The sequence below is a fragment of the Phycisphaeraceae bacterium genome, from assembly GCA_019636735.1.
Lineage (GTDB): Bacteria > Planctomycetota > Phycisphaerae > Phycisphaerales > SM1A02 > VGXK01.
In genome coordinates, this window is sequence record JAHBWY010000012.1 from 1 (window position 1) to 25,121 (window position 25,121).

Here is a 25,121-nt window from a genome sequence, read left to right on the forward strand (position 1 = left end):
GACTGATCGCCGCCCCTCAATCGGAGCGAATTGCGGACAGTGCCTCTGCGAGCGACCGCTGCCCTCGCGTCAGCCCATCGGCGTCGTCAACTTGAGATCGCGAGCGTTCGCTACGGTTGGGCCTTGTGGCACAGAGATGTCCTCTGAGACTGAAGCCACGAAGCTCGTGCTGATCGGGACCCCGATCCCGGAACGCTGTAAACGGAGAGTTGGAGAGCGCGAGAGTCCGGGGTACATTTGGTCCACGAGTGATCGTTCTGTTCGGGACCCTCCGCGCACTCTTCAAAGCCGAGAGCGCAGACCCCTCGCCACGCCGTCGAACCGGGGTGTTTCCTCTCGGCGCTGGCTGTAAACGACACGGCCCGCCCAGACTTTGGGCGGGCCGTTGAACTCCCCGAGCTGGGCTCGAACCAGCAACCTGGCGGTTAACAGCCGCCCGCTCTACCATTGAGCTATCGGGGATATGGACTTGTGCCCGCGGGGGAGCGGCTCGGCCGTCCGAACGCGGGCCGAGGATCTTACCGTGCCCAGTCGCTGCGTCAACGGTGGCCCGTCCACAGCGTGCGCCTGCCACGGTGCAATCCGGGATTCCCGCACAGCCCCGACGGTGCGGCGGCAGGAGTGCCCGATACTATTGTCAGCCGAGCACCGCGGCAGCGGTCGGGGGACCAGCTCCTGAACACGCCGGAACTCACCCAGCACAGATGCCGCGGCGAGTGCTGCACCGTGTCGTGCCGACGCCTCTGCCCCCCGGAGCGCGGGTGAAGCCCGCCGAACTCCCGATGCGCCTCGAGCACACTCGACCTCCTCGCCACTCCCGAGCCCCCCAAGGGAATCGCTCTACGCTATCCCCATGCCAAGCGAGCCGCCAGCTCCTTCGCCCCATCGTGACTCCCCTCGCGGTGGCGCGCAGCGATCCACTGCCCAGTTCGATCCTGCGTCGATCGAACGGCCCGATCCGCGACTCCTCACCTACTACCTCATCGTCTCGCTGGCGTCGCTGATCTTCGCGCCGATTGTGTTCCTTCCTTTGTTCCTGCGATACAAATCGCTGCGGTACCGCGTGGACCGCGATGGCATCTCGATGCGAGTCGGCGTGCTGTTCAGGCAGGAGGTTCACCTGACCTATCGACGCATCCAGGACATTCATGTCACGCGAGGACTGCTCCAGCGGTGGCTTGGGCTCGCGACGATTTCACTCCAGACGGCATCGGGCAGCGCCGCGGCCGAAATGCAGATCGAAGGGGTGCTTGAGGCCGACGCGCTGCGCGACTGGCTCTACGCGCGCATGCGCGGCGCCGCCGGTGACACCGAGGGCGAGGCGCTCGACGGCCCGGCGCCTGGGCGTTCCGCAGCCGTGGCTCGCGGCGCGATGGCGGGCGTAGAGGCGGGCGTAGAGGCGGGCGTAGAGGCGGGCATCGGTGACGAAGCGCCCTTCCCGGAGCCGGGAAGTTGTGAGGCCACTCGAGTGCTGAGGGAGATTCTCCTCGAAGTTCGAGCGCTGCGGGAGCGACTCGATGAGTTGGAACGCCGCACCTAAGCCATGCGCCTCTTCACAGCGAGACTGGAACGCCGCACCTAAGCCATGCGCCTCTTCACAGCGAGACTGGAACGCCGCACCTAAGCCATGCGCCTCTTCACAGCGAGACTGGAACGCCGCACATGAGTCATGCGCCTCTTCACCGCGCCGCATCTCCAAGTGAAGCTCGCTCTGAGGTGGCCGTCCGGGCGTACCGAGGTGTCTGGCGCCTCCTCGCGGTCTGGTTCAAGCTTCCGCAGGAACCGCCCTCGCTCCCGATTGCACCTGGCGATGTCGCGGACTCGTTTCACCCATCGCCCGCGTTTCTTCGCTATCTCAAGTTCCGCTTCTGGATTGCGCTGCTCATCATCGATGTGGTGCTGGTTGTGCTGTGGATCGCTGCAACGGTGGCGCTGTATTTCGCGAACCTGACCTGGGTGGCCGTCATCCTTGCGCCGGTAGCGCTCGCGATCATCGTTGTTCCGGATATCGTCGCGTATGTCGCCATTCACCTTCGTTTCGACACCACCTGGTATGTGATGTCGCGGCGAAGCCTCCGAGTCCGGCAGGGCGTGTGGAGCATTCGCGAACTGACGCTCACCTTTGAGAATGTGCAGAATGTGCGAGTCGTGCAGGGACCGCTCCAGCGCTTCTTCGGTCTGGCCACGGTGATGGTTGAGACGGCGGGCGGCGGGTCGGTGCAGGCTCAGGGCCAGCCCGTCAAGCTTGGCCATCACGCCCTCATCGAGGGACTCACGAATGCCCAAGAGATCCGCGACCTGATCCTCGCGCGTGTCACGGCGTCTCGCAGCGCCGGAATCGGCGATGATCGAGTGCCCGTCGAAGCGCCGATGGTCTCGCGCGACTTCACTATGACGAGTGAACAGCTCGCCGTGCTCCGCGCCATTCGAGACGAACTCCGCGCCGCGGCCGCCGCGTGAGAATGACGAGCACAAGGAGCGCCCCGGCCATGACCGCGATGCTGCCCGCCGTGTTGACACTGCCTGCGCCCAGCAACGCAGGAACCACTACGGCCGCCATGTGACCGGTCGCCGCGGCAACCGCTCCGACAAGAACGGCGACGATCACCATGGCCGACAGGCGCAAGGTCAGGAGGCGCGCCGTCGCCGCCGGAACCACCAGAAGGGCGACCACCAGAATGCTGCCCACGCTCTCAAAGCACGCCACCGCGGTGATGGCGGTCATCATCATCACCATGGCCTGCAAGAGCCTCGGGCGCAAGCCAAGCGAGGCTGCTGACTGAGGGTCGAAGATCGAGAGCGCGAGCTCCTTCCAGAACGCGACGACACAGATCACATTCAGAACCAGCACTCCTCCGATGGTAAGAACGGCGCGCGGCACCACCACACCGCCGATCGACACGAGATCGAGTGGCGTGAACTCGATGCCGCCGAAGAGCACGCAGGAGGGGTCGAGATCCACTCGCGCCGATCCGCGCACCATCAGCAGAATCCCCAGGGCGAACAGCGAGGTGAAGACCACGCCGATCGAGGCGTTCTCTTCGACGCGGCCTCGGGCACGCAGCCACTCGCTTGCCAGCGCGGTCAAGGCGCCGACCATGGCCGCACCAAGAAACATTGGAAGGCTTGCTCGATTTCCGGTCAGCAGGAACGCCGCCGCGATGCCGGGCAGCACGGCGTGGCTGATCGCATCGCCCATGAGGCTCATGCGCCGAAGCAGAAGGAGCGAGCCCGGGATGGCGCATGCGGCCGCGGCGAGCGCGCCGACCACCACGATCCACCCGTCGAGCGACCACGACCACCTGGTGAGGCTCGCCACGATCATCGTTGGTGAACCTCCGGATCGTGTGGAGCCGCCTGCGGGCCTGGGGTGTCGCACTCACCTGCACTGGGCGGATCCCTGGGCGTGTGCGGCTGCACCGCGTTGGAATGTGGCGGGGCGTCGCTTCTGTGCGACCATGTCTCAGTGGTGCGCGACGGTGTGTTGGCACTGGGCTCCGGCGACTCGGAGCGAGGAAGTGCGGAACTGGAGCCGTGCGCCATGTCCCTCGACGAGTGCGGGTCGCGCGGGAGCGCTCCGCAGAACCCGATGGCTCGTTCGATTCTCGCAAGAAGCGCGGGGGAGAGGACATGCTCGACCATGTCCGCGTCGCGATCGACATGACTCGCCTGCACGCCTGCACGCTCGATCAGGAAGTGTTCCCAAAGCCGGTGCCGCGCCGTCAGCCGCGCCGCCTCCTGCCACCCCGCATCGGTGAAGTGGAGGCGCGCCCCGGCATCGCGCCAGATCAGACGGCGACGGAGGGCCATCGAGACTGCTCGTCGCAGGGCGGGGGGGCGAAAGCGTCGCCTTGCTTGAATCGCCTCGAGGGTGACGCCACCGTGCGAACTGAAGGCCGAATTGTCGTGGCTCAAGAAACTTGCTGCGGCCCCTGAGGTCGCCGATGTCATCGCGTCGCCCTTTCCATCGGCCTCGACTGCCTCGAACTGGGCGCGGAGCAGGTGTTCGAGTGCCACTTCCCGCGCCGCTCGCCAGTGCAGCAGACCGCGCCATGCCATTCCGTGCGCGGGGCCGAAGAGCAGGCTCATGACGAAGAGCGCTGCCGCAACCAGAACGATCACGGCACCTGAGGGCAGGTTCGGAAGCAGTGCGCTGAGCGCGGCACCGATGACGCCCGATGAGGCGCCGAGCCCCATGGCCAGGACGACGCACAGCGACAGGCGATCGCTCCAGAAGCGGGCGGCCGCGGCAGGAATCACCTGGAGTGCAACGACCAGGATCAGGCCCACCGCCTGCATGCCAGCGACCGTCACCAGCGTGGCAAGCGCCATCAGCGCGGCGTCGAATCGGGCGACCCGAAGACCGACAGCGCGGGCAAACTCCTCGTCGAAACACAAGACCTTCCAGCCGCGCGCGAAGCAGAGCCCGAGGGCCGTGGTCACGACGGCAACAATGGCGATGAGCCACGCGTCGCGGGCGAGCATGGTCGCGGTGCGACCGTAGATGAGCCCCTCGAGTCCTGCGGCATGTCCGGTCGGGAGCGACTGGATGACGCTGAGGAGCACCACGCCCGCGCCGAAGAAGACACTGAGGACGATCGCAAGTCGAGCATCGTCGCGAAGGAGGGTGGCGCGCCGAAGCAACTCGGTGGCAGCCACACCAAGCGCGCCACCGAGCGCGCCGCCCGCGAGGAGCCATGGCAGTGAACGGGCGCTGTCGGCGCCGGCGAATACGAGCCCCGCGATGAACCCGAGGGCGACACCGGGAAGCGCCGCATGACTGATCGCATCACCAAGAAGGGCGCGCCGTCGCAGAACGAGGAATGTCCCGAGCAGCCCGCACACGGCGCCGAGCGCGCCCGACCCGAGCATGACGACGCGCGCGTTGTGGTCGTCGAGGAGCACCGCAAGCCCGGCGATCACGATCGGCTCCGTGCAGCACCAAGGGCGGTGGCAGCCTCACTCAGAATGGTCAGCGAGCCTCCGTACGCGCGATGGAGGTTCTCCGCCGTGAAGACCTCGGCCGTCGGACCTTCGGCGACCACACGCTGATTGAGAAGGATGATGCGATCGAAGTAGAGCGGCGCCGTCGGGAGGTCGTGGTGCACCACAAGCATCGTGCGGCCGCGCGAACGCAGCTCGCGCAGGATGGCCACGATCGCCTCCTCGGTCGCGGCGTCGACCGCTGCGAAGGGCTCATCGAGCAGAGCCACCTCGGGGTCCTGCACCAGCGCCCTCGCGAGAAAGGTGCGCTGCTGCTGACCCCCGGAGAGTTGGCTGATCTGCCGCTCCGCCAACTCCGCCATGCCGACCCGTTCGAGGGCGACCATCGCTTGCGCGTGATGCCTTCGCCGGACGGGCCGAAACCAGCCGATGCGTCCAAAGAGGCCCATCGTGACGACATCGATCACTCGAACCGGGAACTCCCAATCGACGCTCTCTCGCTGCGGAACAAAGGCGACGCGCTGTCGAACCTTGGCAAGTGGCTGGCCCAGGATGCGAACCTCGCCTGAGAGGCGGGGAATCATCTCCATCACGGCTCGAAGGAGCGTGCTCTTGCCGGCGCCATTGGGGCCAACCAGCCCGACGATCGATCCGCGCGGAACATCGAGATCGATGTCCCAGAGGACCGGGCGGCCCTGATACCCCACCGTGAGGTCATGCACGCAGAGCGCCGCATCGGGCGCATGCTCCGCCCCAAGTCGATCGGTTCGCGTCTGTTCACGGGCGCTCGACATGGTCCCTCCCGGACTCTGGCGCACCATCGACCGGCGGCGACTTCGCCGTAGATGCGGCCGCGCCCAGCCGACCGCGCCATCCGCGCTCCGGCGCCGTGCCGCCGAGCCCTCGCACAATGACGGTCATGTTGTGATCAAGCATGCCGGCGACCGATCCCTCCCAGCGATCGGCGGGCCCGAGGGCATCGGAGAAGAGCTCGCCTCCCACCGCGAGTTGGTGACCGCGGGCGCGTGCGCCCTCGATCAACGCCTCCACGCTGCGTCGAGGAACGCTGGTCTCCACGAAGACGACCGGAACCTGCTGACGCACTACGAGGTCCACGAGTTCCAAAATCCGTCTGAGTCCGGGCTCAGAATCAGTGGAGACGCCTTGGATTCCCTCGACCCGCACTCCATAGGCGCGACCGAGATAGCCAAAGGCATCATGCGAGGTGATCAACACGCGCCGCGCCTCGGGCACCGTGGAGATGGCCTCGCGCGACCACGCATGCAGCGCTCGAAGTTCCTCGGCGTAGTCGGCCGCGCGCCGAGTGAGTGCCTCGCGCGCTTCCGGATGATCGGCCGCAAGCGCCTCCGCGAAGCGCTCCGCCGCGAGGGCCCAGAGCAGGGGATCCATCCAGATGTGGGGGTCTGGCTCACCGTCGTCGCCGCTCGAGAGGAGCAGCTCACTTGGAGGGAGAAGCGAGCCGAGCGCGACGCCACTCCGCTGGCGGCCGAGGAGATCGCCCATCTTCCCTTCGAGCAGCAGGCCGTTGCTCACAACGAGGTCGGCGCGCAAGATCTTCGCCATGTCGTCGCGCGTCGGCTTGTAGAGATGCGGATCGACTCCGGGGCCCATCAGGACTTCAACGCTCGCGGCATCGCCCAGCACTCGGCGGGCGAGGTCGCCCGCCATCCCGGTCGTTGCGACGACCTTCGAAGGGAAGGGGTGCGAGCCCCGCTCAGATGCAGCATCACCGCCCCCGGGTTCGCAACCAGCCATCGAGAGCAGCACGGCAGCCACCACCAGCCATCGAGAGTGACCCATGCGGGAAGTGTATCGAGTAACCTTGACTCATCAAACTCTCAAGTTTGACTCATCAAACAAAAACCTGTAGCGTGGGGGCCATGGGTCTGCTGCGACGCCATGCTGGGCCGCACGAGCGGCGCTTCCGGCACGTTCCATTGGCGTGGTTGCTGGCGAGCGGCCTGGCCGCGCATGCGTCGGCGTGGCCACAGACTGAGTCCGACGCGATGGAGCCATTCACGCAGGATGAGCTCTCCGCCGAACAGGTGCCCGACTTCGGTGCACTCGGGGATCTCTGGGGGGTTCGCAGCGACCTCTCGGCAGCAGGAATCGACTTCGGTGGCACACTCACCGTCGACAACGCGTGGAACACCATGGGCGGTCTCTCACGCGGATTCGTCTTCCTGCCGCTCCTCGACCTGAACCTCGCCCTGAGGACCAAGCCGCTCATCGATCTCGAGGGTGGTCGCTTCAATGTGGCGATGATCGCCTACGGCCAATCGCGAAACCCCGACGCACTGGTCCCTGACTTCTGGGGGTGGAGTGACCTCATCAGTGGAATCGGTTCCGTCACCCAGCTCTCCGAGCTCTGGTACGAGCAGATCCTGTGGGACGATCGCCTTCGGATCCGCTTCGGAAAGCAGGATGCCAACGCGCTCTTCGCCGTAACTCCCGGTGCCGCGAACTTCATCACCTCGGCCGCAGACTATCCCGGTCCGCTGGTGGGATTCCTTCCGACCTACCCGGAGCAGGCGGTGGGGCTTGCGATCGAGGTCGAGCCGATCGACCGCGTCATTGGTCGATTCGGGTGGTTCGATGGAACAACCAACTACTTCGATGTGGAGCGAGGCACCCGGTGGCCCAACACCGGCACACGCGGACCAAAGAGCTTCTTCAACAACCCGGGCAGTTGGTTCTTCATCACCGAGGCGGAAGTCGGATGGCGACTCTATGACGACCTACTCCCCGGCATGATCCAAGCGGGTGCGTGGTGGCAGACCGGCACCGTGGGCTTTCTGCCGCCGTCAGTGTCGTCGAGTAAGAGCGGTGGCGAGGGTCTCGACGAGGGCGACGCGCTGTGGTCGCCGTATCTCACGCGAGGCTCAGATGGCTTCTATCTCGGCGCCGCGCAGACCGTTCTGAACCTCTCGCAGGATCTCGACGCATCGCAGGGCGTTGCGCTGTTCAGCCAGCTCGGATTCGGCAGGCCTTCGTCCAATGCGGTGACCTTCTCGGTGGTGTCAGGTGTGGTGGCGACGGGCCTCGTTCCAGGCCGCCGCGCGGACTCGATCGGGGTTCAAGTCAACTACGCGCAGTTCACCGGCGACGGCAGGATCACCGCCACACCAAGTTCGTTCCAGCTTGGCTTGGAGGCCTACTACCGCATCCAGATCACCGATTCGATTGCGATTCAGCCGGATGTGCAGTGGATTCGAAGGCCCGACGTGATGCCTCGATTCGAGATGCGCTGCTCGCGACGATTCGGGTGCAGGTGACCTTCTGATGCCGCGACGAAGGGCCGAATCGTGGGTTTCGTCAGGGCGAGCGTCGCCGGCTCGATCGGACACGGTCGAGAACTACCTCAAGCAGATCCTTGCGCTCTCGGGGAGTGCAGGGGGCCGGCGACGAGGGGCCGGCGGGCGGGGGGTGCGTCGCGGCGCCACACGACCGTCCGCGAGTGTCGATGCAGCGCTCGTCTCTCTCGGTGAACTTGCCGCCGCACTGAGTCTCACGCCGGGCAGTGTCACCAGCATGGTGAAGCGCCTCTCGAAGGAGGGGCTGGTCCGCTACGAGCGCTACGGCGGCGTGGCCCTCACGCCGGTCGGGGCGAGAGCGGCGGCGGCCGTGCTGCATCGACATCGCCTGGTCGAGACCTTTCTGGTGCGAACGCTCGGCCTCGACTGGTCCGAGGTGCACGACGAGGCGGAGAGGATCGAGCACGCGCTCTCTGACCGCGTGCTTCTAGCGCTCGATCGCTTCCTCGGATTCCCGGAGACCGATCCGCATGGAGATCCGATTCCGCGACGCGCCGCGGGGCGTCACGAGTTGGGGCGTCGACTTGTCGACTGCACCCCCGGCGAAAGCGTGATCGTTGAGCGTCTGCTCGATCAATCCGCTGACTTTCTGCGCTTTGCGGCGAAGCACGCACTCACGCCTGGAGCGACGCTGCGCGTGCTTTCACCCGGCGCCGCAAAGGGCGTCATGCGACTCAGCCCAAGGCGCGGTGTCCGGGTGTCGCTCGACACATCGCGCGCCGCGCAGATTCGGGTCACCAACTGATGGCTCACTCGCTGTCGAGTTCACGATCCACCGATCGCTGACGCGCTGTCAGTCTCGCGAACCGCCAAGCGCTGATGCGCGCTGTCGCATGGACAACGCCGCGCACGACTTGGAACTCGGCGGTAGCGCTCACGATTCACGCAGCGCACGCTTCGGAGCTGCGCGGTGGTCCTCACAGGCAACGCCCGACTGTTCAATCTGAGCGGCGAAGACGCCTCTGTCATCCCTCTGCGGCGCGGAGGGCGTCGACAGCATCACGGACCATCTTGGTCACTCGCGTCTTCGCCTGATGCACGCTGTTGACCGCGAGGCCGAGCTGTTCGGCAACCTGCTCCGCCGGCATGCCGCGGCGGCCGTAGAGTTCGAATGCCTCGAAGGTCTTCGCATCGACGCGCGCGGCGATCTCGCGCACGGCGCGTTCAAAGAGATGTTCCGCCCAGGCGTTCTCCCACGGTGCTTCGCTCTCCTCGTCGAGCGCCGGGTCGATCTCATCGAGTGGAACGCTCGAGGCTCCAGCGGTCACCTGGCCGTGGCGCCGTCGGCGCATGGCATTGAGCGTGCAACGCTTCAGATATCCGCGAAAGCGCCCGCGCTCGGGGTCATAGGTGAATCGCGGCGCTGCCTGGAAGAAGCCGAGGAGCACATCTTGGACGACATCTTCCGCATCATCGCCACGGCCTCCGGCATTGCGCACGAAGCCGCGAATGACTGGCGCATAGCGATCGTGAAACTCCTGCCAACTCACCTCGCGCTGCTCGGCGCTCGTCGATTGGAGGCGCAGGAAGATGGTCGGCCGAGTGGCATAGGTCTCGGCTCCGGAGCGCACCACGCGACGCATCGCGATGCGCTCGTCGGCGCGACCGGATCCCTCGAGTTCGACGCGCCATCGCCACGGACCGACGACCAGCAGATCGCCCGACGCGAGCCGACGAGGGTGTTCCGGTGCGAGCCTCTCCTGATTGACATATGTGCCGTGGCGACTGCCCAGATCGGCGACGGTCCATTGGCCATCGACGACGGCGAGTCGCGCGTGGCTCCTCGAAATGCTCTCATGGTCGAGCCTCAGCGCACAACTTGGCGCCCGCCCAACTTCGCAGGCTTCTCCTGCGGGAAGCGCATGGTCGATCCGCACCGGCCCATCTTCATGCTGGAGCGTGAGGCGCGGAACATCGCTCATGGCCACGACAGCCTACGGTCGGACTTCACGCCATGTCGCCGCCGAACACGGTCGAACGCCGCGCTCGAGTCTCTCAGTTGCACGCGCCCCAGTTCGCGAGAAGGATCGAGATGTCAGCGCCATTCACGAAACCGTCGCCATTGAGATCAGCAGGAGAACCGGGGTTCGGGCCCCAGGCACCCAGCAGGATCGCCAGGTCGGCACCGTCGACCACACCATTGCCGTCGAGCGAACCGAGACACGCAATCGGCTGAGAAACCTGCACCGAGATCGCGCCGGGCAGAAGACCCGCGGCGATTCCACCGGCCTCCCCGGCGCCCGCGAGCACGAGATCCGGTGGTCCTTCACCATTCGCATCGCCGCTTGCGAGCGCAGCGGGAATGCCGAAGACGCTCTGCGCATTGAAGATCGGCACGAGCACGAGATAGCCATTGGTGGTGTCGTTGCGGAACACGGTGAGCGAGGGAACACCGGCGTTGTCGACGATCACGGCAATGTCGAGATCGCTCGCGGCGTCTCCGTCGAGATCGACGAGCGCGAGGGCCGTCGGCGTGCCACCGGCATCGAGTGAAACCGCGGGTTCGAAGGTGCCGTCACCGCGATTGATGAGCAGCGACAGCGTGCCATCGCCGGCGTTGGCGGTCACAATCTCCGGGAAGCCATCTCCGTTGAGGTCGCCGGTCGCCAGCGCGAACGGATCGGGCCCGACCGCATAGGAAACACCGGGTTCGAAGCCGGTGAAAGGTCCGCCCTTCACGAGCGTGTTGATGTGCACTGACACCGATGCGGTCGACGGATCACCCGGCACGCCGCTGTTGAGCGCGACGACATCGATGTCCTTGTCGTTGTCGAGATCGGTGGGGTTGACGCCCTTTGTTCCAGTTCCCGATGGCACCACCGAGCCGACGGCGAAGAAGCCCGTGCCATCGTTGAAGAGCACCACGAAGGCGCCGCTGATCGACTCGGCGACAACGATGTCCAGCGCGCCGTTCCCGGTGATGTCAGCGATGCCCAGGCCGCCCGGTGCGCCGCCAAGGTCGAGGATCTGCGACACCTTGAAGCCCGGATCGCCCACCACGCTGCCTCCGAGGTTTCGCACGATCGTCACGGTGCCGCTTCCGCGACTCGACACCGCGATGTCGCGAAGTCCGCGTCCACCGAGATCACCGTTCCCGAGTCCCGCGGGTTCGGCTCCGACCGGAATGACCGTCGTCTCGATGTAACCCGGGGTTCCTCCCGGGAAAGGCAGCGTGTTGGTGAGAATCAGAAGTGAACCCGGGTCTCGTCGTGTCGCACCGGGAATCGTGACTGCGGCATCGAGCAACAGCGGATCGCCACCGAATGGCGCGACGGTGAGCAGGTTCGGCGGTGCAGGCAGGGGACTTGTCGTCGGCGGATCAACGCTCAAGCGCAGGTCCAGCGTCTTCACTTCGGCCACCACGCGCGTACCGCCGAGGTCGTCGACCTCGCTGAGATCGACGAAGTTCAAGCCACCAAGCAGCGGAGTCGTGGTGACGAGCAGCGCTCCGCTCACGGCGTTCGCTTCAACAACATCGAGCGATGCGCCCAAAGTTGGCGGATCAAGAGGATCGGCGAGCTCGAGCGCCAACGACCCGGAGAGTGTGGCCATCGAGGTCACGCGGAAGAGGCTCTGCTCGCCCGGTGTGACGCTCCCCGGTGCAAAGGTCGCCCTGATGCGAGCCAGCGGGTGGATGTCGAGTGCATCGCACTCCACGCGCGACGCGTCAAGATCGAGAAGCGCTTCCGCTCCAAGGATCACATCGCCCGCCACCACGCGTGCGCCACTTCTCAAGGTGACCTCGCCCGGCGCGGTCGTGCCGATCGAGAGCCCCGGACCCGAAGCTGGAACACCGGCATTCACCGACGCAATCGAAGTCGCGTCGATGGCGAGCGTTGCCGCGGTCGTGTGCAGCGCACCGATATCGAGCGTGGCGCCGCTGATGGTCGCTTCGCTCTCCGGACGAAGCGTCAGAAGTTCGCCAACGGAAAGCGCGGCGTCGTTCGTGACTGTAAGCGCCGCCAGACCTCCCGCGCCAAGGTCCGACCCACCGAGGAAGAGCGAACCCGCAACGGACCACGAAGTTCCGGTGCCGTCGAGAGTGATCGATGCCTCCGACCCCGGTTCACGCGCGGCGTGGACATCGGCCGTGGTCAGCAGCGCCGAGCCCTGCAAAACCTCCAGCGTCGCGACGCCTTCGTCGGCAATGTCAACGGGCCCGAAGAGAATCACGGTGGCGGTGTCGAGCACGCGCAGCGTCGCGTCGGAGCCCGGCGCGACGGCGATCGCGGCGGCACCGGCGATCAGCGTGCCGTCGAGGACTTCGAGCTCAACTCCATCGCCGGGATTCGGGCCGACGAGGAAGGGGCGATCGGGGCCGCTCGTCTCGGGCGCGTTCAGAAAGTACGCATCGCCTTGAAGCAGCAGGCGCACCTGCGGCGTGAGCCCGCGCACGATGAGCTGCCGGTTGTTGGTGAAGGCGCTGCCGAAGAGGATGTCACCACCGACGCCGTTGAAGATCGCGGCATCGAGCGCGTTGGGGACGCCGACCGGCGACCAATTCAGCGCACTGTTGAAAGTGGTCCCGTCGCCGGGTGGAAGCCCCGTGGAGCCCACCCAGGTTCGATCGACCGCGAGCGCGGCGCTTGACATCACCGCGATCGGAAGCACGATCGTCGACACCACTCCGGTCCGCAACCATTCGCACCTGCCCTGCATGCTCTTCATGACTTCTCCCACTCGCCCTTGATTCGACCGCATTGGCCCGCGGAAACGAGTCTAACGGGCATGTCTTGACAGACCGAGGGCTCTCTGGTCGATTTCGGACTGTGGCAACGGCCGGCGGGGCCTCGCGTGGGCCACCAAGAGAACCTCTGACATGCACACGGGCCACTCCCGCGAACCAGATGAGACCTCGCCCGTGGACGCGTCCGCCGTGGGCCGGGCGGAGCCGGGAGCGGCGGGTCCCGAGGTCACGCGGATCGGTCCCTATCGCATTCTGAAGCGGCTTGCCGCTGGTGGAATGGGCGTCGTTTACCTCGCCCAGCGCGAGGGGGCCGTCGCCTCTCGGCCGGTGGCGCTCAAGGTGGTTCGCGCGGGAAGTGCTGTCGAAGATGTGCTGGTGCGCTTCGATCGCGAGCGGGCCGTGCTCGCATCGCTCGATCACCCGAACATCGCGCGCCTGCTCGATGCAGGAGAGAGCGAACGCGGCGAACCCTACTTCGCCATGGAGTTCGTCGAAGGTCAGCCCATCGACGAGTGGTGCGACGCGCGGCGCCTTTCGGTGTCGCAGCGCGTCGAACTGCTCCGAACCGTGTGCGACGCGGTGCACCATGCGCATCGGAATCTGGTGGTGCATCGCGATCTGAAGCCGCGCAACATTCTCGTTGGCGCAGATGGAGTTCCGAAGCTCCTCGACTTCGGCATTGCCAAGCTCCTCAATCCAGCACTCGCGCCGGGAGCGCTCGCGCCGACGGCGGCCGGCATCCAGCTCATGACCCCCGAGTACGCCGCGCCCGAGCAGGTGCGCGGTGAGCCGATCTCGACCGCCACCGATGTCTACGCCCTCGGCGTCATCCTCTACGAGCTCCTCACCGGTCGGCGCCCATATCGCTTCATCACGCGCGATCCCGCGGAGATCGAGCGCGTGGTGACAGGTGCCAACCCGCCGAGGCCGGGCAGCGTTGTCGTCGTGCCGGTGAGCGAGCCATCGTGGCTCGCCGGTCCGTTGCGCGGTGATGTGCGCGTGAGTGCCGAGGAACTTGCGCTTCGCCGTGGCACCTCGCCCGCCAAGCTCGCCCGACAACTCGCGGGCGATCTCGACCAGGTGGTGCTGATGGCGCTTCGCCAGGAGCCGCAGCGGCGTTATCCCTCCGCCGAGGCGCTGGGCCAGGATCTCCGGCGCCACCTCGATCGCGAGCCCGTCACGGCCCGACCGGACGCGCTCTTCTATCGACTCTCGCGCTTCGCGTCGCGGCACCGCGGCGTGGTGGCGCTCGCGCTGCTGCTGGTGATGGCGCTCGCGGCCGGCATCGGCGCCACGGCATGGCAGGCGCGACGAGCCGCCGCGGAGCGCGATGCGGCGCTGGCCGCGAATGTCATTGCCGAGCGGCGCCTGGGAGAGGTTCGAACGCTCATCCGCTCGCTGCTCTACGACTACCACGATGCGATTGCGCGACTTGCAGGCGCCGTCGAGGTGCGTCGGCGGCTGGTGGAGAACGCGCTCTCGCACCTGGCCCGCCTTCGGGAGGAGTCCTCTGAAGACCCCGAGCTGTTGATTGAAGTCGCTGGCGGCTATCGACGCTTGGCGGAGATCCAGGGGGGCACTCGAAGCGGCAACCTTGGCGACACCGCCGCCGCCTTGGCCACGCTCGCGCAATCGGCGGCGCTGCTCGAAGAGGCTCGCACGCTGCACGGTGATGTCGGCGTCATCGAACGACACCTGGCGGCGAACGCGCTCTTGCGCGCCGACAATCTTCGCCTGCGAGGGGAGATTCCCGCGGCACTTGAATCGGCTGAGACAGGGCTCGCCCTGCGGCGAGCGCATGCCGACAGCGGCGATGAACTCGATCGTCGCGGCCTCGCCGTGGCGCTCGCTTCCGTGGGTGATCTGCTCGACATGCAGGGGCGCGGGGCCGAAGCGCTCGCGGCGTACGAGCAATCCCTCGAGATCCGCCGCGAACTTCTTGAACGCAAGCCCACCGATGCCGACGCGCGTCGCGAGATCACCACCGCGCTCCTCCGCATCGGCTGGATGGAGTCAAAGGCGGGCCGACCTGAGCGAGCCGTCGAGTCGTATCGGCAGATGCTCGCGATTCGGGAGGCGATTCTCGCCGCGTCGGACACGGCGCGGGCCCGGCGCGATGTGATGCGCGCCCATGCCGTCCTGGCGCAGGCGCTGGAGGAGACGGGGCGCACGCAGGAGGCGATCGAGGCGGCCCGTCTTGAACTCGCGATGGCCGAGCAGCTCGCGCGCGATGACCCGCAGAATGAGCGGGCCCGAGGTGATCTCGTGGTGGCTCGCTTCGAGGCGGGTTCCATTCTGGGCCGCGCGGGCGAGCGGAGCGAGGCCGTTCCACTCCTGCGACTGGCGATCGATGGCGCCAGGACCACGCTCGAGCGCGATCCCACGCAGCGGGTCCACACGAGCGTGCTTTTCGGAGCGCGCGAAGCGCTCGCCGACCTGCTCAGGCAGGAGTCGGCGACAGCGCATGAGGCAATCCAACTCTATCGGACCGCGCTGGCGACACTCGCCGCAGCGCCGTCGGCCGGGCGCACGGGCGATGACTCGGCCGAAGGCGCGGCCTCCACGCTGGTGGATCTCGACCGGGCGAGACTTCGCATTTCGCTCGCTTCGCTTCAGGTCGAACTCGGATCTCTCGCCGAGCCGGCTGAGCTGCTCGACTCCGCGCTGGCGGCCCTCGAAGGTCTGCCCCCTGAAGTCGCTGCGACCCCGACCGCGCGGATCGAGCTCGGGCGCCTTGCCCTGGCTCGCGCCGAGTTGCTCACGAAGCGCCATGACTTCGATGGCGCCTTTGCCGTGCTCAGTGACGGAATCGAGCAGATGGAACACTCTGCCGAGGCGACAAACAGCGCGACCTCGGCCTTGCATCAGGATCTCCTGCGCCGCCTGCGGACCTCTCGTGACGAGATTGCAGCTCGGCGCCGCTGAGCGCCGTGGCATACCGCTGCGTTTGACAGCTCGACGCCCATGGCCCCAAATCGCGATCAACGGCGGCCGAGCGGCGCGGATTGCCACAGATCGTTCTCAATTGCCGCTGAGCGCCGCTGCGCTCCGTCGCTCACGGCCCAATCTGCGATACGCCGCCCATGTATCCGCGCAGGGGCTCCGGAATGCGCACGCTGCCGTCGCGCTGCTGGTGAATTTCAAGCAGCGGGATCAGGATGCGAGGACTCGCGATGACCGTGTTGTTGAGCGCGTAGGCAAAGACCGTGCGGCCACGCTCATCGCGATAGCGCAGGTTAAGGCGACGACACTGGAAGTCGGCCAGGCGACTCGCCGAATGCGTCTCACCCCAGGCGCCCGTCGGCCGGCCGTCGGCGTCATCGTTGCCGCGCCCGGGCATCCAGCACTCGACATCGATCATGTCCTCGTTCTTCATGCCAAGGTCACCCGTGCAGCACTGAAGAAGCCGGTAGGGAAGATCGAGCGACTGGAGCACCATCTCGACGCTCTCGAGCATTGTGCGGTGCCACTGGCGACTCTCCGCATCGTCGGCGCGGCAGACCACCACCTGCTCCACCTTGTCGAACTGGTGGATTCGATACAGACCCGCCGTCTCCTTGCCAGCGGCGCCCGCCTCGCGGCGGAAACAGGTGCTCATGGTGCAGTAGCGGAGAGGAAGCTGAGCGGCATCGAGAATCTCATCGGCGTGAAGGCCCATCAGGCCCACTTCGCCCGTACCGGTGAGATAGAGGTCGTGGCCGGAGCCGCGCTTGCTCTCCTCGAGGTGATAGGCCTGGTCACGCCCGAATGGGAAGAACCCCGTGCCGGTCATGCACTCCTCGCGCACGATGACGGGCACACCCATGGGCGTGAAGCCGCGCCGGTCGATCATGAAATCGAGGGCGTAGCGCAGCACCGCCTGATGCAGGCGCATGCCGAGGCCGGTCAGGACATAGTGCCTGGTGCCCGACATCTTGACGCCTCGTTCGAAGTCGACAAGCCCGAGGTCCCGCACGAGTTCGATGTGCGTCTTCGGCGCGAAGCCACGGTTGTCCTGGAAGCTGTTCGCCGGATCAAAGCCCGCCGGCGACCAGCGCCGGATCTCCACATTCCCCGAAGCATCCGCGCCGATCGGAACATCGGGGGCCGGTGGCTGCGGCACGCTCATGAGAAGCTCATGCCACTGCGGCTCGATGGCCGCAAGTTCCGACTCGAGCGCCTGCCCCGTGGACTTGAGCGCGAGCGGCTGCGACTCGAGTTCGCGAAGATCGCGCTCGAGAGCATCTCGTTCAGCGCCTGAGGCGCTCTTGAGCGCGCCCTTCAGCTTGCCGATCTTCGGCCCGATCTCCCGGCTGATGCGATTCTGCTCGGCCCGGAGGGTCTCCAGCTCCGTGAGAATGCGGCGTCGCAGTTCATCGAGCGCCGTCAGCTTCTCGAAGGGAATGGAGACACCCTTGCGACGCGCGCCTTCGATGAAGCGCTCGGGGTCCTCGCGAAAGGCCTTGACATCGATCATGGGCCGGGCAATGTACCTCGGCCCGAATCAGGAGCGGTAGTTCGGCGGGACCGCCCAGCGCATCTTCTCAATGAGCGTGCGCCAGTAGTTCACCTGCGGATTCCCGATGAAACGAGCCTGCGTGTGGTACCGGGCGATGCTCACGCGCTCGCCGCGGGCGAGAGGCCGTGTCTCCTGTCCGTCGAGCACCAGCGTGGTGCCCTCGTTCGCCCGCAGCACCTCGATTTCGAGGACTTCGTGCGACGGCGCGACGATCGGCCGAAAGGAAAGACTGTGGGGCGCAATCGGTGTGACGATCAGCGCCTCGTTCTCGGGATGCACGATTGGACCACCCGAACTCGCGTTGTAGGCGGTGCTGCCGACCGGCGTGGCGACGATCACGCCATCGCCTGTCAGCAGCGGCCCTTCTTCCCCGCCGAAATGCAGCCGAAGCTCGATCATGCGGAATGGCGGTCCTGCCGTGACGACCGCGTCATTGACGGCAATGCTCTGGAAGACGGTCTCGCCAGCGGCATTGCGAACGACCGCATCAAGCGCCATGCGCGTTCGCACGAGCGGATCGGGCCCGAAGACCTGCTCGGCGTGCGTGGCGAGGGAGACATCGTCGAACTCCGCGAGGAACCCGAGTCGCCCGAAATGGACCCCCACCAGCGGCACACCTCGATCAAGCATGCGCCGGCATTGGGAGATGAGCGTGCCATCGCCACCAACGACCACGGCGCGATCGAAGGAGAGCGATGGAGGAATCGCGGTGTGATCGGCCTCCATCTCGGCCACGATCATGGCGTGTCGCGCGACGATCCGGCGCACTTCCTCGAGCACCGGACCGACGCCCGCCCGCGAGCGGGTGGCCAGCAGCAGCACGGCGCTCATGGTGCGATGCTCACGACACGAGCCCCTTCGTCAGCTTCATGAACGCGGTCTCGAGATTGACGCGCTCCTCGTGCAGGGCCGCCACACGGAAACCCTGAGCCACCAGGCGGCTGGGAATCTCGGAGACCGCCAGACCGACCTCCGGGTCGAGCGTCAGGCTCAGGTGGATTCGACCATCCGATTCATCGATCTGCACGCGGGAAATGCCCCGCACGCGCCGGAGAATCTCCGCCGCCTGCTCATGCCGCTCCTCGACGCGGACCTGCACCACGGTTCCGGCGCTCGCCCGCGCCATGATGTCGGACATGGGCCCCGCGTAGATGAGCTTGCCCTGTTCAATGATGCCGACGGCGGTGCTCAACTCGGCGAGTTCCGGCAGGATGTGCGAGCTGATGATGATCGTCTTGCCCATGCGGCGCAGCTCCTTCAGGAGTTCGCGCATCTCGATGCGGGCGCGCGGGTCGAGGCCCGAGTTCGGCTCGTCCATGAGCAGCACCTTCGGGTCGTGCAGCAGCACGCGCGCCACGCTGAGGCGCTGCTGCATGCCGCGACTCAGTCCGTTCACCTCGGCATTCGCCTTGTAGGTGAGGTCGGTCAGCTCGAGCACGCTCTGCACCGTCTGTCGGCGCTTCGCCCCGTGGATGCCGTAGCAGGCGGCGAAGAACTCGAGGTACTCGAGCACCACCATGTCGGTGTAGGCGCCCATGAAGTCGGGCACATAGCCGATGATCGGCCGGATCAGCGCATTCTGGTAGCCGATCACCTTGCCATCGATGCGCGCTTCGCCCCAGGTTGGCTTGAGCAGCGTCGCGAGAATCTTGATGGTCGTCGTTTTGCCCGCGCCGTTCGGGCCGATGAAGCCGAAGCAGACACCCTCCTCGATCGTGAGGTTCAGGTTGTCGAGCGCGACGAGATCGCCATACTTCTTCGTGAGGTTGACGGTCTCGATCATCGCCATGGCGGGGCGGCAGTGTAGAGGGGGCGGTCGCCGGTGCGGCGATCAGGGGAAGGGAAGAACGCTCGCGGTATCGGAAGGCAGTGGCACGACGATCCGCACGATGGTGAGTCCATTCGAGGGTGGTCGTCGTCCGCCAATCTCGATCGGAATCGGCAACGGCGAATTCGCGAGGTATCCAACGATCACCAGACATGGCCGGTTCGACCAAGGTGACAGATCGATGGTGCGACCGAGCGTTCTCAAGACTCGGGCCAGTTGCGGCTCGGGACGCGCCATGTACTCCGGCGGCTGGAGCCACCAATAGAAGCTGAGCAGGTCGTACTGGTCGAACTCCGGCAGGCTGACGCCGCCGATCAGGCCTGACGCGGCGACTCGTGCGTAGTAGCGCTCGCGCATGCCCACCTGGAGTGAATCGACCGTTCCCACGCTGGGCGGCGCCGGACCGTTCGGATAGAGCACCGACGACAGATCGAGCGGCGTGCCGGCCGGCCACAATGGGACCTCGCGATATCGACCGTAGTTCGGCGCGTTGCCGCTCGGATCGATCTCGGGAAGCGGGTCTCGGAGCGGTGCCTCGGTCGCACTCCGCGCGCCGCGCCGATCGGTCGCCCGCGCGGGCGGAGTGACCAGTCGCGGCCGTGGCGTGCGGAAGGGCTGCACATGGATGATGCGCACCGACGAGAGGTCACTCGGCAGCCGATGGATGAGCGAGCCTCGCAAGCCGACGCGCGGATCGACGATCCACTCGAGGACGGGCTCGATCGTCGAGGCGCCATCGCCCGCAGGGAGCGCGCCCCACTGCTCATTCAATGCCCCCATCCAGTGCACCTCGAACTCGCTCGAAGTGGCGCGCGAAGGAACTTCGATGGATCCCGGTGAATCGATGGGAACCTCGTATCGGGAAGGGTTGGGGAAGGTCAGCGTGCTGCCTGAGGGGGGAGGCGACCAGATGGTGAGGAGATTGCGTTCACCACTGTCGCGATCGACGGTGATCTCAGCGGCGCCATACCCCGGCAGCGCCGCGCTGAACCACGACACCGCTCGCGCGAGGCGCGGCGCTGTGCTCGGCGGCTCATGAGGTCCGCGGGCGATCCAATCCAGCACCGTGACATGCTGGACGCGCGGCTCGCGCTCGCTCATCAGGCGCGACGCGCCCCAGGCGATGCCGCTGAAGAGGAGCGCCACGCCCACGAAGACGAGCCATGTGAGCTGACGCTGACGAAGTTTGCCGAGTACGACCCACGCGGCGGGACCGGCCACCACCCAATAGGTCGCAAAGAGCGCCAGCACACCGAGCAGGCCGAGCGCCGCCTGACCTCGCAGACCGATGCGGCCGCTGACGAGTGCGCCTTCAACGGCAAAGATCGTGGGCTGCCCGCGCGAGAGGCGCCTCGGTTCCGAATCAGCCCAGCCCTGCAACTCCGCGGCCGTGGGTGTATCACCCCGGCGACCGAGCACGCAATTCCAGAAGACATCGGCCTGCGGCAGATCGCCCGCCTGAAGTCGACGGCGGTGAAGCCCATCGACATCGATCCCGATCAGACTGATGCGTCCGTGACCGACCATCGCCTGCACTGCGACCACCGCGCCATCGAGCGTGCCCGGCCGTGGCGCAAGCTCACCCGTCGCCGAGTCGCGCGGACTGGGTAGCGCAAGCAGCGGCACGAACCCGCGGTCGAGGCGCGAGGGGTCAAAGACCTGGATCGGAACCGTCGCATCCTCCACGCGGAGCGAGTCTGACTTCGAGAGGATCGGCAGCAGGCTCGCCACCGGTGTTCCTTCGAGCCGCTGCGGCATCTGCGAAGGCAGGAGCGCCGAGAGACCATGCGCCGTGGCCGATCCGAGCGTCCACGGATTGCCCGCCTCGGGAAGCACGATCACCAGATGGCCACCGCGACGGATCCATGTGCGGAGCGCCTCGGATTGCTCCGCCGAGAGCGCCGCGGGCGAACCTTCACTCCAGATCAGCGCCTGATAGGGGAAGAGTCCCTCCCAGCGATCGGGCAGATCGCGCGGCTGAATGCCCCGCGCGAACATCGTCGCGGTGTTGAGGGACACTGGCCGATCGCCGAAGCTTGCGACCGGCTCATAGCCGTCGAGTCCCATGCGGCCCGCTCCGACGATCCCGACGAGGTCATCTTCGATCGAGACGGCCATCGGCCTGACCTGCGCATCGGAGGCCTTGATGCGCTGCGAAGCGAGCTCACGCACGCGACGACCATCGCGCTCTTCGAAGACGCGAATCAGCGTGATGAACTCATCCGAAATCCCCACCGAGCGCATCGGCGGCAATCGACCGTAGAGCCAGCGCGTCGCTGACTGCCGTGGATTCAACACGAGCGATCGGCTGTACTCAGCCATGTCGCCGTTGGCATCGGGCACGCTCCACTCGACCCGCACGGGCGTCGGTTCAGAGAGGTCGCTGGTGAACGACACCTGAATCCCCACGAAGTCGCCGGAGCGCCACCGATCGCCGACGCCGTAACGCTCAAGCTTGACCTCGACCTGCGCGACCGCGGTCGCGACGAGGAGCAGCGGGTGAAGCCGGGTCAGAGACAGCAGCAGGCGCACCGTGGAAGCCTAGCGTCGAAACGCGGCGAACTCCGCCAGCATGGCGACATGGCTGCGAATCCCACCCTGGTAGCAGGCGAGATTGAACTTCTCGTTTGGGGAGTGCACGCGGTCGTCGTCGAGACCGAAGCCAACCAGCAGACTGTCGATGCCGAGCACGCGCTTGAAATCTCCCACCGCGGGAATGCTGCCACCGGAGCCGATGATCGCCGCCGGTTTCGAATAGACGCGCTCGAGCCCTCGCTTCGCCGCCGCGAGCCACGGGGAGTCGATCGGCACTCGAATGGCGGGGGCGCCCGAGTGGCGAATGACCTCGGTGGTGCACCCCTGCGGCGACTCTCTGGCCACGAATGATTCGAGCGCCGCGAAGATCTTCTCGGGGTCCTGATCAGGCACGAGTCGGCACGACACCTTGGTGCGGGCCTCGGCTGGAATCACTGTCTTCGCGCCGACACCGGTGTAGCCGGCGACGATGCCATTGCAGTCGCAGGTTGGGCGCGCCCACATGCGCTCGAGCGTGGTGAAGCCGGCTTCGCCCCAGCCTTGGCGCACACCGGCGCTGCCGAGGAACTCCGCTTCGCTGAACTCGAGTGAGCGCCAGCAGGCGGCGAGTTCTTCGGGAATCGGCCGGACAGCGTCGTAGAAGCCGGGCAGCGTGATCCGCCCCTTGGCGTCATGCAGCTTCGCAATGAGCTCCGCCAGCGCATTGATCGGATTGCGCACCGTGCCGCCATACATGCCCGAGTGGAGATCATGGCCCGGACCGCGCAGAACAATTTCCGCGTAGACCAGCCCTCGCAGCATCGCGGTGATGGCGGGCGTCTCCTGGTCCCACATACCGGTGTCGCTCACCACGCAGACATCGGCGGCGAGCTCCTTCGCATGAGATTCGAGGAAGGGCACAAGGCTCTTGCTTCCCGACTCCTCTTCACCCTCGAGGAAGACGGTCACGGGGCAGGGCACTCCGCCAGCGACATCGCGCCACGCCCGGAAGGCCTCGACAAAGGTCATCACCTGCCCCTTGTCGTCGACGGCACCGCGGGCCACGATCCGCTTGCCACCGGGACCATCTCGAATCACAGGCTCGAACGGCGCGCTCTCCCAGAGTTCAAGCGGGTCAGGAGGCTGCACATCGTAGTGGCCGTAGTAGAGAAGGCGCGGGCCGTCCCAGCCGGGCGGCCCCTCGGCGTGGGCGACCACCATCGGGTGCCCTGCGGTCGCGTGGATCGCCGCATTGAAGCCGACACCTCGAAGCGCTTCGGCCATCCACTCGGCGCAGCGCGCGACCTCGGAGGCATACGCCGGATCGGTGCTGATCGAGGGAATGCGAAGCAGATCCGCAAGACGATCGACGGACGCGTCGAAGTTCCGGTCCGCCTTCGCGAGGACTTCGTTGAGAGACTCGGTCATGGGGCGCGAAGCCTACTGGCGAACCCAGCTCAGCCCCGCGCGAAGTGCATGATGACCGCGATGGCGACGATCACTCCAATCGCGCCAAGGAAGCCGACGGCGAGCCAGCGCTCCACAAGGCGACGCTCCTGCCACGCGGGGCGGCGCAGCACCACGGGGCGCTCATCGGCTTCGAGAAGACCTTCCATATCGGCGTAGCTTCGAGGAGGTCGCTCCTCGAAGTCGACACCGCAGCGAGGACAGGAGTCGGCGTCATGACTTCGAATGATCAATCCGCAACCAACACAGCGGGGGGCCAGGTGGCGAGGCTCGATGGTTCGAATCGGCGTCGACATCGCATCAACAGTAGCACCGACGCGGCTCGAGTCCACCCTTGCGCAGGAGTCGGTAGCATTCACGCCAGCAACTCTCACTGTGCGGAGGTGACATGGCCGACCTGAACGACGGTGAAGCGCTCGATCTGAGAAGAATCTTCCGGGTCCACCGCATCTTCAGTGCAGTTCCCGTGGCCCTCAGGCCCGGGGCGATCCTTCTGGCAACCTTCCTCATTCTCCTGATGAGTGTTTCCGGTCGCCTTTGGGACGGGCTCCGGGGGCCAGCCATTCAAGCCCCCGGGTTGCTCCAGCCGGCACCCTCCGAGGCGGCGCTCTCGGCGCAGCGCAATCGCCTCTTCCGAATCACCAGCGAGTTCGTCCCGCGCGACCGCCGTCCCGAGGGAATGTCGCTCGATTCGATCGATCCGACCTGGCTTCGAGGGGCGCTGGAGCAGGAGCGCGGCCTTCTCGATCCGACGACCGACGGCTCGCGCATCGAGCGACTGGGGCAGGCGATTCAGGAGGTCGAGGCCCTGGCGCCGCGCGGCACATTCGCTGCAACATCGATCGCCATCGGCCAGGTGGTCGACACCCTGTCTGTGGCGATTGTGCAGGTTGAGCCTCGACTCGCCGCGACCGCCGTCGGGGTCCTGGCCATCGATCTGCCCAAGGCGCTTTGGGAGCGCGACCGCGGCTTCGTCATCTTCTTCGGGCTGCTGTCGGCGATCATCCTCTCGGTGGGCGCGGGGGCGCTCGCACGAATGACCGCCGTCGCGTTTGCCGAGAGACCGGCGCTCCCGCCGGCCGATGCCGTGAGTTTCGCCCTCTCGAGATGGACGAGCTTCGCCTTTGCGGTGCTGCTGCCACCTCTCTTCGTGGGCGGTCTCTTTCTGCTTGGCGGAATCGTCGGTTTCCTCCTGCGGGTGCCAGTGCTGAATGTGCTCGCCGGCGCCCTCTATGGAGTCGCGCTCATCTTCGGATTCCTCGCGGCGCTGGCGGGCATTCTCTGGGTCATTGCGCTGCCGCTCATGGCGCCATCGGCGGCGTGCGATGGCGCAGATGCCGTCGAGAGCTGCCAGCGCTCGGCGGCCTATGTGCTGCGCAGGCCGCTGCTCGCGCTGGGCTACTTCGCCGCCGGAGTGGTGGCGTGGGGCCTCGGCATCTTCGTGGTGCGCGTCGTGCAGGTGGTGACCGTGAATCTGACGGCCGCCAGCGGCGCTTGGTTGTCAAAGGCGCCCGCTCTCGGAGGCGCCGGGGGCATGCCGCTCTTCGGGCGTGCGTCAACGCCACCGCCGCTGCTCTCGGGAAGTGAGCGGTGGACCGCGGGCTTCATTGACCTCTGGGTGCAGACGACGGGCATCATCGTGACCGGCGTCGCCTTCGCGATTCTCATTTCAGTGGCCACCGCGGTCTATCTCTGCCTGCGACACGCCTGCGACGACCAGCCCTTCGAGGACCTCTGGGACCCCGATGACCCCTCCGGTGTTCGCACCATTCCTTAATGGATGAAGGCCACAGCGCTGAAGTGCGTTGAAGGCGCCGAACTCTGCTGAATTCCGCTGATGTCTGCTGA

The 25,121-nt window shown here is 66.4% G+C and carries 18 protein-coding genes and 1 tRNA gene; 6 read left to right on the forward strand and 13 right to left on the reverse strand.

Annotation, left to right across the window (positions count from 1 at the left end; all coding sequences use genetic code 11):
- Nucleotides 1–390: 390 nt before the first annotated feature.
- Nucleotides 391–462: transfer RNA gene (locus KF724_13135), tRNA-Asn, on the reverse strand.
- A 391-nt stretch (nucleotides 463–853) separates the two neighbouring features.
- On the opposite strand from KF724_13135, the gene KF724_13140 reads away from it, so the two are divergent.
- Nucleotides 854–1,540, forward strand: a complete 687-nt coding sequence (locus tag KF724_13140; protein MBX3356635.1) for a PH domain-containing protein — start codon at nucleotides 854–856, stop codon at nucleotides 1,538–1,540.
- Between the two features lie 122 nt (nucleotides 1,541–1,662).
- Nucleotides 1,663–2,460 carry a PH domain-containing protein gene (locus KF724_13145; protein ID MBX3356636.1) on the forward strand — a complete coding sequence of 266 codons (798 nt, stop codon included), beginning with the start codon at nucleotides 1,663–1,665 and terminating at the stop codon, nucleotides 2,458–2,460.
- On the opposite strand, the gene KF724_13150 is transcribed toward KF724_13145, so the two are convergent.
- The 4 genes from KF724_13150 to KF724_13165 are packed head-to-tail and all read right to left on the reverse strand — an operon-like array spanning nucleotide 2,390 to nucleotide 6,765.
- The gene (locus tag KF724_13150; GenBank protein MBX3356637.1) at nucleotides 2,390–3,325 is read right to left on the reverse strand and encodes a metal ABC transporter permease; all 936 of its coding nucleotides are present in this window, start codon (nucleotides 3,323–3,325) and stop codon (nucleotides 2,390–2,392) included. The two genes, KF724_13145 and KF724_13150, sit on opposite strands and share 71 nt — an antisense overlap.
- Nucleotides 3,322–4,923, reverse strand: a complete 1,602-nt coding sequence (locus KF724_13155; protein MBX3356638.1) for a metal ABC transporter permease — start codon at nucleotides 4,921–4,923, stop codon at nucleotides 3,322–3,324. Before KF724_13155 ends, KF724_13150 begins: the two co-directional genes overlap by 4 nt.
- Nucleotides 4,920–5,738 carry a metal ABC transporter ATP-binding protein gene (locus tag KF724_13160; protein ID MBX3356639.1) on the reverse strand — a complete coding sequence of 273 codons (819 nt, stop codon included), beginning with the start codon at nucleotides 5,736–5,738 and terminating at the stop codon, nucleotides 4,920–4,922. The genes KF724_13155 and KF724_13160 overlap by 4 nt, the downstream gene beginning before the upstream one ends.
- Nucleotides 5,722–6,765, reverse strand: coding sequence for a zinc ABC transporter substrate-binding protein (locus KF724_13165; protein ID MBX3356640.1), 1,044 nt, complete (start codon nucleotides 6,763–6,765; stop codon nucleotides 5,722–5,724). Before KF724_13165 ends, KF724_13160 begins: the two co-directional genes overlap by 17 nt.
- Before the next feature lie 80 nt (nucleotides 6,766–6,845).
- Between KF724_13165 and KF724_13170 the strand changes: the two genes are divergently transcribed.
- Together KF724_13170 and KF724_13175 are read left to right on the forward strand one after the other, a co-directional pair.
- Entirely contained in the window at nucleotides 6,846–8,240 is a 1,395-nt protein-coding gene (locus KF724_13170) for a carbohydrate porin (protein MBX3356641.1), read from the forward strand.
- 7 nt (nucleotides 8,241–8,247) lie between these two features.
- A complete protein-coding gene (locus KF724_13175) occupies nucleotides 8,248–9,024 on the forward strand; it encodes a metal-dependent transcriptional regulator (protein MBX3356642.1) in 777 nt (258 codons plus the stop codon).
- A gap of 220 nt (nucleotides 9,025–9,244) precedes the next feature.
- Here the strand turns inward: KF724_13175 and KF724_13180 are convergent, their stop codons facing one another.
- Nucleotides 9,245–10,201, reverse strand: coding sequence for a sigma-70 family RNA polymerase sigma factor (locus KF724_13180; GenBank protein ID MBX3356643.1), 957 nt, complete (start codon nucleotides 10,199–10,201; stop codon nucleotides 9,245–9,247).
- Between the two features lie 73 nt (nucleotides 10,202–10,274).
- The gene (locus tag KF724_13185) at nucleotides 10,275–12,947 is read right to left on the reverse strand and encodes a VCBS repeat-containing protein (GenBank protein MBX3356644.1); all 2,673 of its coding nucleotides are present in this window, start codon (nucleotides 12,945–12,947) and stop codon (nucleotides 10,275–10,277) included.
- 193 nt (nucleotides 12,948–13,140) lie between these two features.
- On the opposite strand from KF724_13185, the gene KF724_13190 reads away from it, so the two are divergent.
- Complete coding sequence (locus KF724_13190) at nucleotides 13,141–15,891, forward strand: serine/threonine protein kinase (protein ID MBX3356645.1); 2,751 nt, start codon at nucleotides 13,141–13,143, stop codon at nucleotides 15,889–15,891.
- Nucleotides 15,892–16,021: 130 nt separating this feature from the next.
- Here KF724_13190 and serS read toward each other — a convergent pair whose 3' ends face one another.
- Genes serS through KF724_13220 form a run of 6 tightly spaced genes read right to left on the reverse strand, consistent with a single transcriptional unit; the run spans nucleotide 16,022 to nucleotide 23,569 of the window.
- The gene (serS, locus tag KF724_13195) at nucleotides 16,022–17,422 is read right to left on the reverse strand and encodes a serine--tRNA ligase (GenBank protein MBX3356646.1); all 1,401 of its coding nucleotides are present in this window, start codon (nucleotides 17,420–17,422) and stop codon (nucleotides 16,022–16,024) included.
- A 27-nt stretch (nucleotides 17,423–17,449) separates the two neighbouring features.
- Nucleotides 17,450–18,295 carry an NAD(+)/NADH kinase gene (locus tag KF724_13200; protein ID MBX3356647.1) on the reverse strand — a complete coding sequence of 282 codons (846 nt, stop codon included), beginning with the start codon at nucleotides 18,293–18,295 and terminating at the stop codon, nucleotides 17,450–17,452.
- 10 nt (nucleotides 18,296–18,305) lie between these two features.
- The gene (locus KF724_13205) at nucleotides 18,306–19,247 is read right to left on the reverse strand and encodes an ABC transporter ATP-binding protein (protein MBX3356648.1); all 942 of its coding nucleotides are present in this window, start codon (nucleotides 19,245–19,247) and stop codon (nucleotides 18,306–18,308) included.
- A 48-nt stretch (nucleotides 19,248–19,295) separates the two neighbouring features.
- Nucleotides 19,296–21,824, reverse strand: coding sequence for a hypothetical protein (locus tag KF724_13210; protein MBX3356649.1), 2,529 nt, complete (start codon nucleotides 21,822–21,824; stop codon nucleotides 19,296–19,298).
- 9 nt (nucleotides 21,825–21,833) lie between these two features.
- Nucleotides 21,834–23,234 (reverse strand): dipeptidase, encoded by a 1,401-nt coding sequence (locus KF724_13215; GenBank protein MBX3356650.1) that lies wholly within the window; start codon nucleotides 23,232–23,234, stop codon nucleotides 21,834–21,836.
- 29 nt (nucleotides 23,235–23,263) lie between these two features.
- The gene (locus KF724_13220) at nucleotides 23,264–23,569 is read right to left on the reverse strand and encodes a hypothetical protein (GenBank protein ID MBX3356651.1); all 306 of its coding nucleotides are present in this window, start codon (nucleotides 23,567–23,569) and stop codon (nucleotides 23,264–23,266) included.
- Between the two features lie 92 nt (nucleotides 23,570–23,661).
- Between KF724_13220 and KF724_13225 the strand changes: the two genes are divergently transcribed.
- The gene (locus tag KF724_13225) at nucleotides 23,662–25,050 is read left to right on the forward strand and encodes a hypothetical protein (protein ID MBX3356652.1); all 1,389 of its coding nucleotides are present in this window, start codon (nucleotides 23,662–23,664) and stop codon (nucleotides 25,048–25,050) included.
- The last annotated feature ends 71 nt before the right edge of the window (nucleotides 25,051–25,121 follow it).

What these genes read in the sequence shown, in the direction of transcription:
- KF724_13220 (MBX3356651.1), bottom strand. Translation starts at nt 23,569, where the DNA reads ATGTCGACGCCGATTCGAACCATCGAGCCTCGCCACCTGGCCCCCCGC.
- KF724_13200 (MBX3356647.1), bottom strand. Translation starts at nt 18,295, where the DNA reads ATGAGCGCCGTGCTGCTGCTGGCCACCCGCTCGCGGGCGGGCGTCGGT.
- KF724_13140 (MBX3356635.1), top strand. Translation starts at nt 854, where the DNA reads ATGCCAAGCGAGCCGCCAGCTCCTTCGCCCCATCGTGACTCCCCTCGC.
- KF724_13170 (MBX3356641.1), top strand. Translation starts at nt 6,846, where the DNA reads ATGGGTCTGCTGCGACGCCATGCTGGGCCGCACGAGCGGCGCTTCCGG.
- KF724_13150 (MBX3356637.1), bottom strand. Translation starts at nt 3,325, where the DNA reads ATGATCGTGGCGAGCCTCACCAGGTGGTCGTGGTCGCTCGACGGGTGG.
- KF724_13225 (MBX3356652.1), top strand. Translation starts at nt 23,662, where the DNA reads ATGGCCGACCTGAACGACGGTGAAGCGCTCGATCTGAGAAGAATCTTC.
- KF724_13215 (MBX3356650.1), bottom strand. Translation starts at nt 23,234, where the DNA reads ATGACCGAGTCTCTCAACGAAGTCCTCGCGAAGGCGGACCGGAACTTC.
- KF724_13205 (MBX3356648.1), bottom strand. Translation starts at nt 19,247, where the DNA reads ATGATCGAGACCGTCAACCTCACGAAGAAGTATGGCGATCTCGTCGCG.
- serS (MBX3356646.1), bottom strand. Translation starts at nt 17,422, where the DNA reads ATGATCGATGTCAAGGCCTTTCGCGAGGACCCCGAGCGCTTCATCGAA.
- KF724_13185 (MBX3356644.1), bottom strand. Translation starts at nt 12,947, where the DNA reads ATGAAGAGCATGCAGGGCAGGTGCGAATGGTTGCGGACCGGAGTGGTG.
- KF724_13165 (MBX3356640.1), bottom strand. Translation starts at nt 6,765, where the DNA reads ATGGGTCACTCTCGATGGCTGGTGGTGGCTGCCGTGCTGCTCTCGATG.
- KF724_13180 (MBX3356643.1), bottom strand. Translation starts at nt 10,201, where the DNA reads ATGAGCGATGTTCCGCGCCTCACGCTCCAGCATGAAGATGGGCCGGTG.
- KF724_13160 (MBX3356639.1), bottom strand. Translation starts at nt 5,738, where the DNA reads ATGTCGAGCGCCCGTGAACAGACGCGAACCGATCGACTTGGGGCGGAG.
- KF724_13145 (MBX3356636.1), top strand. Translation starts at nt 1,663, where the DNA reads ATGAGTCATGCGCCTCTTCACCGCGCCGCATCTCCAAGTGAAGCTCGC.
- KF724_13175 (MBX3356642.1), top strand. Translation starts at nt 8,248, where the DNA reads ATGCCGCGACGAAGGGCCGAATCGTGGGTTTCGTCAGGGCGAGCGTCG.